Origin of the sequence: Streptomyces sp. NBC_00704, from assembly GCF_036226605.1 — a bacterium.
In the GTDB taxonomy this organism is placed as follows: domain Bacteria; phylum Actinomycetota; class Actinomycetes; order Streptomycetales; family Streptomycetaceae; genus Streptomyces.
This window is the reverse complement of record NZ_CP109000.1, coordinates 4003483-4016408: the sequence shown is the minus strand read 5'-3', so window position 1 is coordinate 4016408 and position 12926 is coordinate 4003483. Positions and strand designations below refer to the sequence as shown.

The 12926-nt window shown below is 72.0% G+C and carries 10 protein-coding genes and 1 tRNA gene; 4 read left to right on the top strand and 7 right to left on the bottom strand.

The window, feature by feature from the left end:
* Positions 1–48: 48 nt before the first annotated feature.
* Together OG802_RS17525 and OG802_RS17520 are read right to left on the bottom strand one after the other, a co-directional pair.
* Positions 49–1506, bottom strand: a complete 1458-nt coding sequence (locus tag OG802_RS17525; RefSeq protein WP_329411607.1) for an aminopeptidase P family protein — start codon at positions 1504–1506, stop codon at positions 49–51.
* A gap of 111 nt (positions 1507–1617) precedes the next feature.
* The gene (locus tag OG802_RS17520) at positions 1618–3198 is read right to left on the bottom strand and encodes a PP2C family protein-serine/threonine phosphatase (RefSeq protein ID WP_329411605.1); all 1581 of its coding nucleotides are present in this window, start codon (positions 3196–3198) and stop codon (positions 1618–1620) included.
* Positions 3199–3722: 524 nt separating this feature from the next.
* Between OG802_RS17520 and OG802_RS17515 the strand changes: the two genes are divergently transcribed.
* Positions 3723–4388, top strand: a complete 666-nt coding sequence (locus OG802_RS17515) for a bifunctional DNA primase/polymerase (protein WP_329411603.1) — start codon at positions 3723–3725, stop codon at positions 4386–4388.
* 56 nt (positions 4389–4444) lie between these two features.
* Positions 4445–5086, top strand: coding sequence for a hypothetical protein (locus OG802_RS17510; protein WP_329411601.1), 642 nt, complete (start codon positions 4445–4447; stop codon positions 5084–5086).
* Positions 5087–5362: 276 nt separating this feature from the next.
* On the opposite strand, the gene OG802_RS17505 is transcribed toward OG802_RS17510, so the two are convergent.
* The 3 genes from OG802_RS17505 to OG802_RS17495 form a co-directional block, all read right to left on the bottom strand.
* Positions 5363–6328: a DUF5926 family protein gene (locus OG802_RS17505; RefSeq protein WP_329411599.1), complete on the bottom strand. Its 966-nt coding sequence runs from the start codon at positions 6326–6328 to the stop codon at positions 5363–5365.
* Between the two features lie 206 nt (positions 6329–6534).
* Positions 6535–7173 (bottom strand): ATP-binding protein, encoded by a 639-nt coding sequence (locus OG802_RS17500; RefSeq protein ID WP_329411597.1) that lies wholly within the window; start codon positions 7171–7173, stop codon positions 6535–6537.
* 302 nt (positions 7174–7475) lie between these two features.
* Complete coding sequence (locus tag OG802_RS17495) at positions 7476–8312, bottom strand: glycerophosphodiester phosphodiesterase (RefSeq protein WP_329411595.1); 837 nt, start codon at positions 8310–8312, stop codon at positions 7476–7478.
* A gap of 294 nt (positions 8313–8606) precedes the next feature.
* Here OG802_RS17495 and OG802_RS17490 point away from each other — a divergent pair, with 294 nt between their 5' ends.
* Positions 8607–10232, top strand: coding sequence for a S1C family serine protease (locus OG802_RS17490; RefSeq protein WP_329411594.1), 1626 nt, complete (start codon positions 8607–8609; stop codon positions 10230–10232).
* A 129-nt stretch (positions 10233–10361) separates the two neighbouring features.
* Here OG802_RS17490 and OG802_RS17485 read toward each other — a convergent pair whose 3' ends face one another.
* Positions 10362–10988, bottom strand: a complete 627-nt coding sequence (locus OG802_RS17485; RefSeq protein ID WP_329411592.1) for a hypothetical protein — start codon at positions 10986–10988, stop codon at positions 10362–10364.
* A gap of 309 nt (positions 10989–11297) precedes the next feature.
* Here OG802_RS17485 and OG802_RS17480 point away from each other — a divergent pair.
* A tRNA-Ser gene (locus OG802_RS17480) sits at positions 11298–11382 on the top strand.
* Positions 11383–11519: 137 nt separating this feature from the next.
* Here OG802_RS17480 and OG802_RS17475 read toward each other — a convergent pair.
* Positions 11520–12896 carry a tyrosine-type recombinase/integrase gene (locus OG802_RS17475; RefSeq protein ID WP_329411591.1) on the bottom strand — a complete coding sequence of 459 codons (1377 nt, stop codon included), beginning with the start codon at positions 12894–12896 and terminating at the stop codon, positions 11520–11522.
* Positions 12897–12926 lie beyond the last annotated feature (30 nt).

The window sequence follows — 12926 nt, the reverse complement described above, 5'->3', positions numbered from 1 at the left end:
CGGGCGTCCGCCCGCCGAGTGCCCGGCCGTCGTCGTGCGTGACCCGCGTCAGCCGGTCAGCGACGCCATCCAGCGCTCGACCTCGTCCGACGTCCGGGGCAGCGCGGCGCTGAGGTTCCGGTTGCCGTCCTCGGTGACGAGGATGTCGTCCTCGATGCGGACGCCGATGCCCCGGTACTCCTCGGGCACGGTGAGGTCGTCGGCCTGGAAGTACAGGCCGGGCTCGACGGTCAGCACCATGCCGGGCTCCAGGGTGCCGTCGACGTAGGACTCCACGCGCGCGGCGGCGCAGTCGTGGACGTCCATGCCGAGCATGTGCCCGGTGCCGTGCAGCGTCCAGCGGCGCTGGAGACCGAGTTCCAGGACCCGCTCGACCGGCCCTTCGACCAGGCCCCACTCGACGAGCCGCTCGGTCAGCACGCGCTGTGCAGCGTCGTGGAAGTCGCGGTACTTGGCGCCCGGCTTCACCGCGGCGATGCCGGCCTCCTGGGCGTCGTACACCGCGTCGTAGATCTTCTTCTGGATCTCCGTGTAGCGGCCGTCGACCGGCAGCGTGCGCGTGACGTCGGCCGTGTAGTACGTGTGGGTCTCGACGCCCGCGTCGAGCAGGAGCAGGTGGCCCTTGCGCACCGGTCCGTCGTTGCGCACCCAGTGCAGCGTGCAGGCGTGCGGGCCCGAGGCGGCGATGGTGCCGTAGCCCACGTCGTTGCCCTCCACGCGCGCGCGGAGGAAGAACGTGCCCTCGATGTAGCGCTCGCTCGTGGCCTCGGCCCGGTCGAGGACCTTCACGACGTCCTCGAAGCCGCGCACCGTCGAGTCCACGGCCTTCTGCAGCTCGCCGATCTCGAACTCGTCCTTGACCAGACGGGCCTCGGAGAGGAAGACGCGCAGCTCCGCGTCGCGCTCGGCGGTGACCTTGTCGGTCAGGGCGGCCTCGATGCCCGCGTCGTGGCCGCGCACGACCCGCACGGGCCCGGTGGCCTCGCGCAGCCGGCCGGGCAGCTCGCGCACGTCGGAGGCGGGGATGCCGTACAGCTGCTCGGCCTCGCCGAGCGAGTGCCGGCGGCCCACCCACAGCTCGCCCTGGCCGGACAGCCAGAACTCGCCGTTCTCCCGGTCGGAGCGGGGCAGCAGGTAGATCGTCGCCTGGTGGCCGCCGGCGACGGGCTCCAGGACGAGGACGCCGTCCTCCGTCTGGTTGCCGGTCAGGTAGGCGTACTCGACGGACGCGCGGAAGGCGTACTCCGTGTCGTTGGAGCGCGTCTTCAGGTTGCCCGCGGGGATCACCAGACGCTCGCCCGGGAAGCGCGCCGAGAGCGCGGCGCGGCGGGCGGCGGTCTGCGCGGACTGGGCGATCGGCTCCAGATCGCGCAGCTCCGTGTCGGCCCAGCCGGACTTCATGTTCTCGGCCAGCTCGTCGGACACGCCCGGGTACAGGCCGTTCTTCCGCTGCTTGATGGGCTCTTCCGACTCTTCCGGGGTCTCCGGGGTGAGCTCGTCGGCCACGGTCATCCTCCTAGATACGGCACTGGACCCCCTCCATCGTACGGTCGTACGTAAGAGGGCCCAGAGGAGAAGGACCTGTCGCCGGGCCGGTCACGGACTGTCGTCGCCGTCCTACTCGAAGCGGGCCGCCAGCAGCACGACGTCCTCGTCGCCGTCCTGCCCGTCCGGCCCGCCCCGTCCGTCGGCTCCGCCCGGTGCGCTCCGTCCGTCCGGTCCGTCGGGCAGGAGCGTGCGCAGCACGTGGTCGGCGATCGCGCCCGGGTCGCCGCGCAGCGGTCTGGGCACGCTCGCGGCGGCCGCGTGCAGGCGGGCGAAGGCGCGGTCGACGGGCTCGCCGGTGCGGTGCAGGAGGCCGTCGGTGTAGAGCAGGACCGTCTCGCCGGGCTCCGCCTCCAGTTCCACGCTGGGCGCCTCCCAGCAGGCGAGCATGCCCAGCGGCGCGGAGACGGAGGTCTCCACGAACTCCGTGCGCCGCTCGCCGACCAGCAGCGGCGGGCAGTGCCCCGCGCCGGCCAGGGTGATCTTGCGCAGGGCGGGCTCGCAGTAGGCGAACAGCGCGGTGGCGGACCGTGCGGGCTCGGTGAGCCGCAGCAGCAGCTCCAGATCGGACAGGACGGCGACGGGGTCCTCGCCCTCCATCACGGCGTACGCCCGCAGGGAGGCGCGCAGCCGGCCCATCGCGGCGACCGCGCTCGGCCCGGACCCGGTGACGGAGCCCACGGCAAGCCCCAGCGCGGCGTCCGGCAGCGGCAGCGCGTCGTACCAGTCGCCGCCGCCGCGCGGGCCGGTGCGGTGCCGGGCGGCGAGCTGGACGCCGGGCACCCGCGGCAGCCGGGACGGCAGGAGTTCCTCGGCCATCGTGCGCATGCACGCGCGTGTGCGCTCGAGTTCCACGAGCCGGGCGAGGTGCTCGGCGGCGTACCGGACGTACAGGCCGGCCAGGTGGCGCCGGCGTTCGCCCGGTTCGGCGGGCTCGTCGTAGAGCCAGACGGCGGCGCCGAGCCGGCCCGGCGCGCCGTCCGCCCGCAGCGGCAGCGCGTAGCTCGCGGCGTAGCCGAGGCGGGCGGCCACCTCGCGGTGGCGGGGGTCCAGGCCGTCCCCGGCGAGCAGGTCGGGCTCGGCGATCTCCCCCTCGCCGCCGGGCAGTCCGTCGAGGATGCGGCCGTAGGCCAGGGCGCTGCGGGGCACGGTCTCGATGTGGCCGAGGTCGGCTCGGCCGAGGCCCAGGCCGATCGTGGTGTCGGGGCCGAGCCGGTCGGCGGGCTCCAGGACCACGAGGCCGCGGCGGGCGCCCACGAGGGCGGCTCCGGCGTGCAGCAGCTCCGTCAGGGCGTCCGCCAGCACGTCGGTGCGCGCCAGGCGTTCGGTGAGTTCGTGCAGGGTGGTGAGGTCCGAGACCCAGCCGGCGAGCCGGTCCGTCAGCACGGCTCCGGGACCGGAGGCAAGCGGGGGGCCGGGGGGAGGCGCGGGGAGGGTCGCGTGGCCCGGGGCGGCGGGCGCGGGCGGGACAGTGTGTGCGGGCGAGGGAACCGTTGAATCGATTCCGGCCACTTTCGGAGGGTGAGGGGCGTTCATGGCGTCCGGCTCTCGGACCGGAGCGTATTGCTCAAAAGCATCGCAAACCCCCATGTCATTCTGCGCCGCTAGCGGTGTCTCCACATGTACACGCACTCGTGAGGGGATGTCCAGCATTGTCCTGCTGGGATTACTGGTGTCCGCTGGGTCTTTGGGAGAATCACGCATGGTTCTTCCGGCTCCCTTGCGAAAATGCGAAGTTGGCCTAAAACTGCCTCGGGTAAGGGGTGATTGCGGTCGACTGGGTTTGCTCGACGGAGCGTCACAGCGGACGCGGTGGGTACGTACTCGGTAAGGGCCGGGGTCGTCGGGGGCTCGTAGGGAGCCTCCCGGAACCCGGTGACCGGACCGGGCGTCATAGTCATCGACGACCGTGCCCCATCCTCCCGTGGTGGAGGCGGAGAGAAATACGCGCGACGCCAAACGCCAGACTTCGCCACCCCACGCCACACCCAGGCACGAGAGGGACGCAAGTCGGACGGAGCGGCCGCGGAGGCAGCCGCCACCTCGACCCTGAGGGGTCTCCCTTGTCCAGGACAGGGGTGTGATGCGCCACAAGGTACGCACAGTGAAGTGATCGACACATGGTGTGATGAGACCCACGGTGTTGCCAGCGGTGCAACGGAAAGGAACGAGCGCTCATGCGCGAGATCCTCGGAAAGCGACGCAGGCTGCTGTCCCGGCGCGACGACGGAGGGCCCGACTTGCTCGACGCGGCCCTGACGTTCGCGACGCGATGGCAGTGGCCCGTCCTCCCAGGGGCGACGGCGGACCAGCGGAGCACGTCCCGCTGCACCTGCCCCGACCCGGAGTGCACGGTCCCCGGCGCCCATCCCTTCGATCCCGGCCTCCTCGCGGCCACCACCGACGCCCGCATGGTGCGCTGGTGGTGGGGCAACCGGCCGGCGTCGCCGATCATCCTGGCCACCGGGGGCGCCGCCCCCTGCGCGGTCAGCCTCCCGGCCCTCGCCGCCTCGCGCGCGCTCGTGGCGCTCGACCTGCAGGGCATGCGCCTCGGCCCGGTGGTGGCCTCCCCCACCCGCTGGTTCTTCCTGGTGCGGCCGTACTCGATGGAGCAGCTCGGTGAGCTGCTCTACGCCAAGGACTTCGTCCCCGGCTCGCTGCGCTTCCACGGCGACGGCGGATACATCGCCCTGCCGCCGTCGGAGACCGGCCGCGGCGGCATCCGCTGGGAACGCGCGCCGCTGCCCGGCTCGGCCTCGCCCTGGGTGCCCGACGTCGAGGCCCTCGTGGACGCCGTCGTCGACGCCCTCACTCGTACGGGTGTGAGCGCCCCCGAGTTGTAGGGGTGTCGGGCGCGCACCGGGCGGCAAGCCCGGGTTCGCCCTCTATCTTCCGGTGCATGAACCTTCGTCTCCTCGCCCTCGGGGGCGCCGTGGCCGGCGCGATCGCACTGCCTCTGGCCATGGCGTCCGCGGGGCCGGTCGGCGACGAGGGACGCACGGCCGACACGGCCGTCACCCGCGCCCTCGACCTGAGCGACCCGCGCGCCGCCGGACCGGCCGGCCCGCCCGGCGCGGAACGTCACGGCCCGCGAGCCGCGGAACCTCACCGTCCGCGCGCCGGGGAGCACGGCGACCGCAAGGCGCCCTACGCCGCGCCCTCCCGGTCTCCGCTGCTGCTCGGCCTGGGGCTGGCCACCGCCGCCCGCTGCGGCCCCGAGCTGACCTCCCCCGACGGCGTGGAGGCGCAGACCTGCGTGCTGTCCCAGGGCGAGGACACCTGGGCGCGCACGTACTACCGCAACGCCACCGGGCGCGCCCTGGGCGCCTTCCTGAGCCTCATGGGTCCCGCGGGCCGCACGGTGCAGACGAAATGCGCGGTGGGCGCCGAGGACGAACCGCTGTCCTGCGAGACGCCCCACGAACGCAGCCGTGGCGATCTGCCCGCCTACACGGCGGTCGCGGAGTTCGCACGAGCATCGGAGGGCGGACGGCTGCTGTTGCGCTCCGGCAGCAACTCGCCGACGGACACGGGGAGTTGACGTGCGCTGTCTCCGCGTGAGCGGATTCGCGCACGGAAAAACCCGGTTGCTGGCGACGGGGGATGCACCAGCAACCGGGCTACTCGAACGGTAACAAGAGATCGGCCCTGCGCAAATTCGATCTCTAGTTTTCATCGGCTTTCCGGACACGGGCGAATCGGTGCTTGTGGCGTCGACTCGCCTTGTGCGGACGGCAGTTGTGAGCGGACTCACCCCGGCCGCCCGCACCTCAGTCCCGAACGGCCCTTCCACCGGGGCCTGTTGGAACCCTGTGCGTCAGCTGAGCGTCACCTGTCGGTTGGTGAGGCCGCCCCGCGCGCGACGCTCGTCCGCCGTGAGCGGCGCGTCCGAGGCCAGGGCGACGGCGAGCCGCTCGGCGAACTCCGCGGCCGGCTTCTCCACGTCGTCCGCGGTGACCGCGCTCGGCAGGTCCCACACCGGCACCGTCAGACCGTGCGCCCGGAAGGAGCCCACCAGCCGCGTGCCCTCCCCGAGACCGGCCGCGCCCGCGGCGTGCAGCCGCGCGAGAGCGTCCAGAAGCCGCTCCTCCGGGTGCGGCATGACCCAGCGCAGATGGTTCTTCTCCGGCGTCTCGCACCAGTACGCGGCGTCCACCCCGGTCAGCTTGACGGTGGGGATGGCCGCGGCGTTCGCCCGCTCCAGGGAGGCGGCCACCTCGGGCGCGGCGTTCTCCGGGTCCGGCACCCAGAACTCGAAACCGCTGTGCACAACTGGCGCGAACGTGCCCTCCGGGTCGAGCAGGTCCTGCATCCGCGGACCGTCGGCCGGGGCGCGGCGCGCCTGGACCGGGGTCCCCGGCTCCGCTTCCAGGGCGCGCGTCAGGGTGTCGGCCAGGTCGCGGCTGATGTCCCCGGACGGCGTGTCGTTCTGGAGGCCGAGCAGCACCGAGCCGTCGTCCCGGCGCAGGGCGGGCCACGCCATCGGCAGCACCGTGGCGAGCGTGACCGACGGAACGCCCTCGGGCAGGCCGTCCCTGAGCGCCAGTTCCACCGTGGCGGCCGGCACCAGCTCGCGCAGCGCCACCCAGTCGCCCTCGCCCGGCAGCCCCTCGAAGGGGCGCTGCACCAGCTCGGTCACGGCGTGCGCGGCGGCCCGGCCGTGACAGGCCTTGTAGCGGCGGCCACTGCCGCAGGGGCAGGGCTCCCGCGCGCCGACGACCGGGATGTCCCCGTCGGTGAGCTGCGGCCGCTTGGCCTTCGTCTGGGGTCGCTTCTTGGCCACTGGGTGTCTCCCGGGTACGGCTCGTCTGATACGCCGGGAGCCTAACCGTTCGCACGCTCCGTCACCGGAACCTGTGGACAACGCCCGGCTCGCGGACGGCAGACGGCGGACGGCACGGGGGCAGACGCGGCTGCGGCCGCGCGGTGATCCGAACGACAGGCCCTGGCTGGCTAGACCACGTCGTCGAACCTCTCAGGGCAGTACAGCTAGTCCATGTCGTCGAAGACGTCCGCGAAGTCCAGGCCGGCCATGGACGCGACCGAAGGGGCCGCGACCCGGGACGCGAAGTCGTCGCGCCGGCAGCCCGCGTCGGGGTCGTACACGTCCGCGTGGACGACGACCCACACCGTGACCTCGCCGCGCGCGTCGTCGCGGACGCCCCAGTCGTCGGCCAGCGCCGTGATGATGTTGAGCCCGCGGCCGCCGTGGGCGGTGACGGACGGGGTCGCCGGGGCGGGGCGGGTCGGGCCGCCGCCGTCGGTCACCTCGACCACCAGCCGGCCGCCCGGATCGACGCGCCAGGCGGCCCGGACGTCCCCGTCCCCGGACAGGGCGTCGCCCAGTGGTCTGCCGTGCTTGCAGGCGTTGCTCAAGAGTTCGGAAAGGATCAGTACGGCGTCGTCGATGACCGATTCCGACACCCCGCCCCTGCGCAGCTGATCGCGCATGCGGTGTCTCGCGTTCCCCACGCCCGCAGGGCCATGGGGTACGGCCATGCTCGACGACGCGGGCACCTCCTGTGCCACCACCAACGCCACCCCCGAGACCTCCTTCGCCCCACGCCACGGTGTGGATGCCCCATTGGCCTGTACCGGAAACCGGCCGGCGCAGGTCCGGGGACGCATTCGGCACGACCGAACACGGACCGAACGCGCCGGAGCACTCCCTGTGAGGGGCTGGTCAGCGAGTGGCTGAATCTGGGCGGTATGGCTGAGAACGGAGAATGCTGTAGGTGGCGCTGTGGGTCAAGAGGTATGGATGGGGCTTCTGGGACGTGTGTGGCCTCCGAGGGACAACGAGGGCTCCCGGACGGCTTCCGGAGGGCTTCCGGCAGAGCCGTACGACCGCTCGATTCCGGCCCGTGCGGAGGAGTCGCAGCCGGGCCGAGCCGGGCTGACCGGGCCTGGCCGGGCGGGGCGGGGGCGATTCAGCGGCCCAGGCGTCGCAGGGTCGCGCGCGGACGGTTGGTGATGATGGCGTCGACGCCCAGCCCGACGCAGAGGTCGACGTCCCGCGGCTCGTTCACGGTCCACACGTGCACCTGGTGACCGGCCCGCTTCAGCCGCTCGACGTACGCCGGGTGACCGCGCACGATGCGGATCGAGGGGCCGGCGATCCCGACTCCCGCGGGCAGCCGTCCGTCGCGCAGCCGGGGCGAGACGAACTGCATCAGGTAGACGGCCGGGATCGTGGGCGCGGCGGCGTGCACCCGGTGCAGCGAGCGCGCCGAGAAGCTCATGATCCGCACCGGTGACTCGGCCGGGGAGGCGGGCGCGTCCAGGCCGAAGCGCTTGAGCAGCGTCAGCAGCCGCTCCTCCACCTGTCCGGCCCAGCGGGTCGGATGCTTCGTCTCGATGGCCAGCTCGACCCGCCGTCCCGCGTCGGAGACCAGCTCCAGGAGCCGCTCGAGGGTCAGGACGGAGGTCTCCTCGCGGTCCTCGGGCCGGACCTCCCAGTCGGGGTCCTCCTCGCGCGCGTGCCAGGCCTCGTGCGCCTCCTTGGTCTTCCAGGAGCCGAAGTCCAGCGCCGCCAGGTCGGCGAGTTCCAGGGCGGAGACCGCGCCGCGTCCGTTGGACGTACGGTTGACGCGGCGGTCGTGCACGCACACGAGGTGACCGTCCGCGGTGAGCCGTACATCGCATTCGAGGGCGTCCGCACCGTCCTCGATCGCCTTCTTGTACGCGGCCAGGGTGTGCTCGGGGGCCTCCTCGGAGGCGCCCCGGTGGGCGACGACTTGAATGTGGTGCTGCCGTGCGTGAGTCACCGCGTCATCGTGCCACCGTCGGACCGTCGTCTGAGAACCCTCTGAGATCTTTTGAAGATGCGCGCTTATTGTGCGTATTGACCCTTATAAAGAAAGACCGTGGACCCACAGGCACCGCTTATGGTGCTCTGACGGCCCGTGGGAAAAGCTGAGACGTACAAAAGGACAGGCAACAGCTTCAGCGCGCCGGGTAGTGGACGAAGCGTGCGACGAAGCGCGTCGAGCGCCGACGAGCACGACCCCGTGCCACCCAGTGCGACCGCCGAAAACAGCCGTGGATCGAGGAGAAGAGCTGTGAGCACCGAGAACGAGGGCAAGAGCGAGGGCACTCAGGTACCCCCGGCCCCGTCCGCACCTCCCGTGCCGGTGGAGTCTCCCTCGGCCGCCTCGCAGGCGTCCGCGCCGGACGCCGGCGCGCCCACCACCCCGCTCCCGGCGGCGCCCCCGCAGGCGCCCGAGCACGTCCCCGCGGGGGCGGCCGGTGCGACCGGCGCGCCCGAGGGCGCCTGGCCGCCGCCCAGTACGCCCCCGGCGGCGCCCGCGCCGACCGCTCCGGTCGACGGCGACTGGCCGCCGCCGACCGTCCCCCACGCCTCCGCCGCGCACGAGTCCGCCGCGCCCCAGGGCCCCCCGGCCGCGTCCGGGAACGACTGGCAGAACCCGCCCCCGGCGACCCCCCTGTACGCCGACGCCGGTGCGGGCACGCACGCGTACGGCGCCGACGGGTCCGGTGCGGGCGGCGCGGGCGGCGGCAGCGGCACCGTCTGGGGAGCCTCCTACCAGCAGCCCGCGCCGAAGTCGGGCCGTGGCCGCGGCGGGCTCGTCGCAGCGGTCCTGATCGCCGCGCTGGTCGCCGGCGGTCTGGGCGGCGGCCTCGGCTACACCCTCGCCAGGAACGACGACGACAGCGGCTCCACCACCGTCTCCGCCTCCACCGAGGGCGGCGCGGTGAAGCGCGATCCCGGCACGGTCGCGGGCGTGGCCGCCAGGGCCCTGCCCAGCACGGTCACCATCGAGGCCGAGTCCAGCAGCGGCGAGGGCGGCACCGGCACCGGGTTCGTCTTCGACACCCAGGGCCACATCGTCACCAACAACCACGTGGTGGCGGAGGCGGTCGACGGAGGCAAGCTGACGGCGACCTTCCCCGACGGCAAGAAGTACAACGCCGAGGTCGTCGGGCACGCCAAGGGCTACGACGTCGCCGTCATCAAGCTGAAGAACGCCCCCTCGGACCTCAAGCCGCTCACCCTCGGCAACTCCGACAAGGTGGCGGTCGGCGACTCGACGATCGCGATCGGCGCCCCCTTCGGACTGTCCAACACGGTCACCACGGGCATCATCAGCGCGAAGAACCGCCCGGTGGCCTCCAGCGACGGCTCCGGCAGCTCCGCCTCCTACATGAGCGCCCTGCAGACGGACGCCTCGATCAACCCGGGCAACTCCGGCGGCCCGCTGCTGGACGCCTCGGGCAACGTCATCGGCATCAACTCCGCGATCCAGTCCACCGGCGGCGGCGGGCTCGGCGGCACCGCCCAGTCCGGCTCGATCGGCCTCGGCTTCGCCATCCCGATCAACCAGGCCAAGAACGTCGCCCAGCAGCTGATCAGGACCGGCGAGCCCGTCTACGCCAAGATCGGCGCGTCGGTCTCCCTCCAGGAGGGCTCGGGCGGCGCGAAGATCACCGACACCGCCGAGGGCGGCTCCTCGGCGGTCGAGTCCGGTGGCCCCGCCGACCGGGCCGGCCTCAAGCCCGGCGACGTCATCACCAAGCTCGACGACATGGTGATCGACAGCGGCCCCACCCTCATCGGCGAGATCTGGACCCACCAGCCCGGCGACAAGGTCACGATCACCTACGAACGCGGCGGCAAGACCCACACCGTCGACCTCACCCTCGGCTCCCGCAAGGGCGACAGCTGACCCCACGCGCGCGTGCCTCCCGGGACGCGGCAACCACCGCCCCCATACGCGCGTGCGCGGCAATGAGTGAGGCGGCCTGCCGGAAGTGTGGCTTCCGGCAGACCGCCTCCGCTCGTCCAAGCTGTCGGATCAGCGGAGCGCACCGTCGGTGATCTGAGTGGCCACGCCGTTCTTGACCACGACCTCGGCCTCCACACCCTTCTTGGCGGCCTTCTCCAGGTCGGCCTCCTCGCAGGGAGCGTCCACCTTCGAGCCGGCGGTGCCGCAGATCTGGCCCCCGCCCAGGATCACGGTGTCCTCGGCGAGGAAGAACGCCTGCTGCTCACCGCCGGCGCCCTGGGCCGCAGGACCGTCGACCAGGTACTTGCCGGGCGCCACGTACCGCACGATGCCGTACCAGGTGCCGCTGACGCCCTTGCCCTTGTCGAGGCCCTCCACGACGGTCTCGCCGGACTCGGACGTGCCCCCGGAACCGGACGTGCTGCCACCGCCGGACGTCTTCCCGACACCGGACGTGCTGCCACCGGTCTTGCTCCCGGGACCGGACGTGCTGCCGCCGGACGTGCTCCCGGAACCGGAGGGAGAGCCGGAGGCACCGCTGACGCCTGTGGCGCCAGACTTGCTCGCCGCCGCGGACACGTCGGCCTTGCCGGAGGAGCTGTCGGCGTCGTCGCTCTGGTTGCACGCCGTCATCAGCAGGGTGCCGCCCAGAAGCGCGGCGGAGACAAGGAAGGCCTTGCGGCGGTTGCGGATCATGTGTCAATTCCCCTGCGTGATCAATGGGTTGGGGCTGAGGTGCGGGCGTTCCCCGGCCCGTGCTTGATCATTATGAGCGGTCCAGGATCCGATCGGATGCCTCGGTCCTTGACCCAGGACAACGCCGTAACGACCCCGTGACAAGACCGACTCGGCGTCACCTGAAGTACCGAAGTGTGGTGCGCTCATGCTCCCGCGGAGGGCCGGCACCGGAGACGGGAGCCTGTGAACCCGCGTGGACCATGCTCCCCGCTTCGAGCCCGCGCCCGGTAGTCTGTACCCGCTCCGCCCCAGGTGGGCCGGGGCGCGGGTGGGTTGCCCGAGCGGCCTAAGGGAACGGTCTTGAAAACCGTCGTGGCGCGAGTCACCGTGGGTTCAAATCCCACACCCACCGCGTAGCAGGTCAGAGGATTGCAGGTCAGAAGGGGTGCCCTCTCCGGAGCGGCACCCCTTCTGCGTGCACCCTGTCTCACCCTGATTCGCCCGTATCCCGGCTTTGACCAGCGCGTGCGGCCAACCTGCGGCCAGGATCTAGGGCTCTTCGGACCCGCTTTCCTGCTCCGCCAATCCCTGCTCGATCAGCGCGTTCATCCTCGCTTCCTCGCCGTCCAAGACCTTGGCGTAGTAGCGCTGGAGCACGGCGACGCTTTGCCCAGCCCGCCGGGCGGTCTCTGCCAGGCTCACCCCCGAACGGAGCCAGAACGACACGCAGGCGTGCCGCAGGTCGTATGGGATGGCGGCGAGCGGAGAGGCCACCTGCGCGGCGGTGAGAGCCTTACGGCGGGCTTCCTTCCATACCGAGCCGTACTCCTGCGACCGGATGGGCCCGCCCCGCACTGCGCTGAACAGCCGACCGTCGTCGGTCCTCCCGGACGCTTCGATGTGGGATCGCAGAATGGAGACCAGCACTGGCGGGATAGGCACTGGCCGAACCGCACGGCGGGCCCGGTGCTTGAGTTGCCTCTCCTCGTACGGCTTGCCGTCGTCGGTCCAGGCGGAACCCACCTGCGGCCGGGCACCGGCGAGCATGAGTCGTCCCCAGCCTTCGGTGGGAAGGTCGCACTGGTCAGCGCTCAGCATGGACACTTCTTCGGGGCGCAGTGCGGCGTAGTAGATGCACGCGAAGAACGCGGCCAAGTGCGCGCCGCGCGGGCCCTGGGCGCGAACGGCGTCCAGCAGCGCTCGTGCTTGCGCCGGCGTAGCGACGCTTCGGACGTCCAACTCCTCTACCGCTTTTGGGGTTTCCCAATGCACGCGGTGCAGGGGGTTGCCGGGCAGCAATTCGTGTTCGACGGCGAGGCGCAGGCAGTTGCTCAGTACCGCCCGGCGGCGTCGGAAGGTGTTGGCTGCGGCCGCTTTGCCATCCTGTCGCTTGGCCAGGTGTTCCAGGACCATGCGCACACGCTTCGCACTGTCCAGGTCGACCACGGCCGGGGCGTTGCGTTCCACCCACGCCAAGGCCTTGGCTTCCGCTTCCGGGGGCTCCTCGCCGTGGCGTCCGGCGTTGAATCCCCACTGGTAGAGGGCGCGGCGCAAGAGGTCGTCCGTCGGCCGTCCCTTTCCCGCCGGGCAGAGCGCCATAGTGGCGATGGTGAGGCTTTCCGCAATGCTCGCTCGGTGCTTTGCTGCCGCAGTCGGCCACTTCCGTGCGGCATGCGCGCGAGCGTGGGCGTACCAGCTCGTGCGGTTCCGCTCGCGCACCTCGGAGACCGGCAGACCGGTCTCCGTGTCGAAGGGCTCGCCCTTGCGGGTCGCGGTCAGCAACTCCGCCCGGCGGGCATCGGCGAGCGTCTTGGTGGCGAACTTCTCCTGATGCTCCGTCCCGTCTACTTGCCAACGGAGCTGGAACGGAGCGGCCTTGCTGGCACGCTTCCGGACGCTCCAAATGCGCACGTCATAGCTGTGCATCTTTGCTCCCTCACGGTGAAGGGGCCCCTG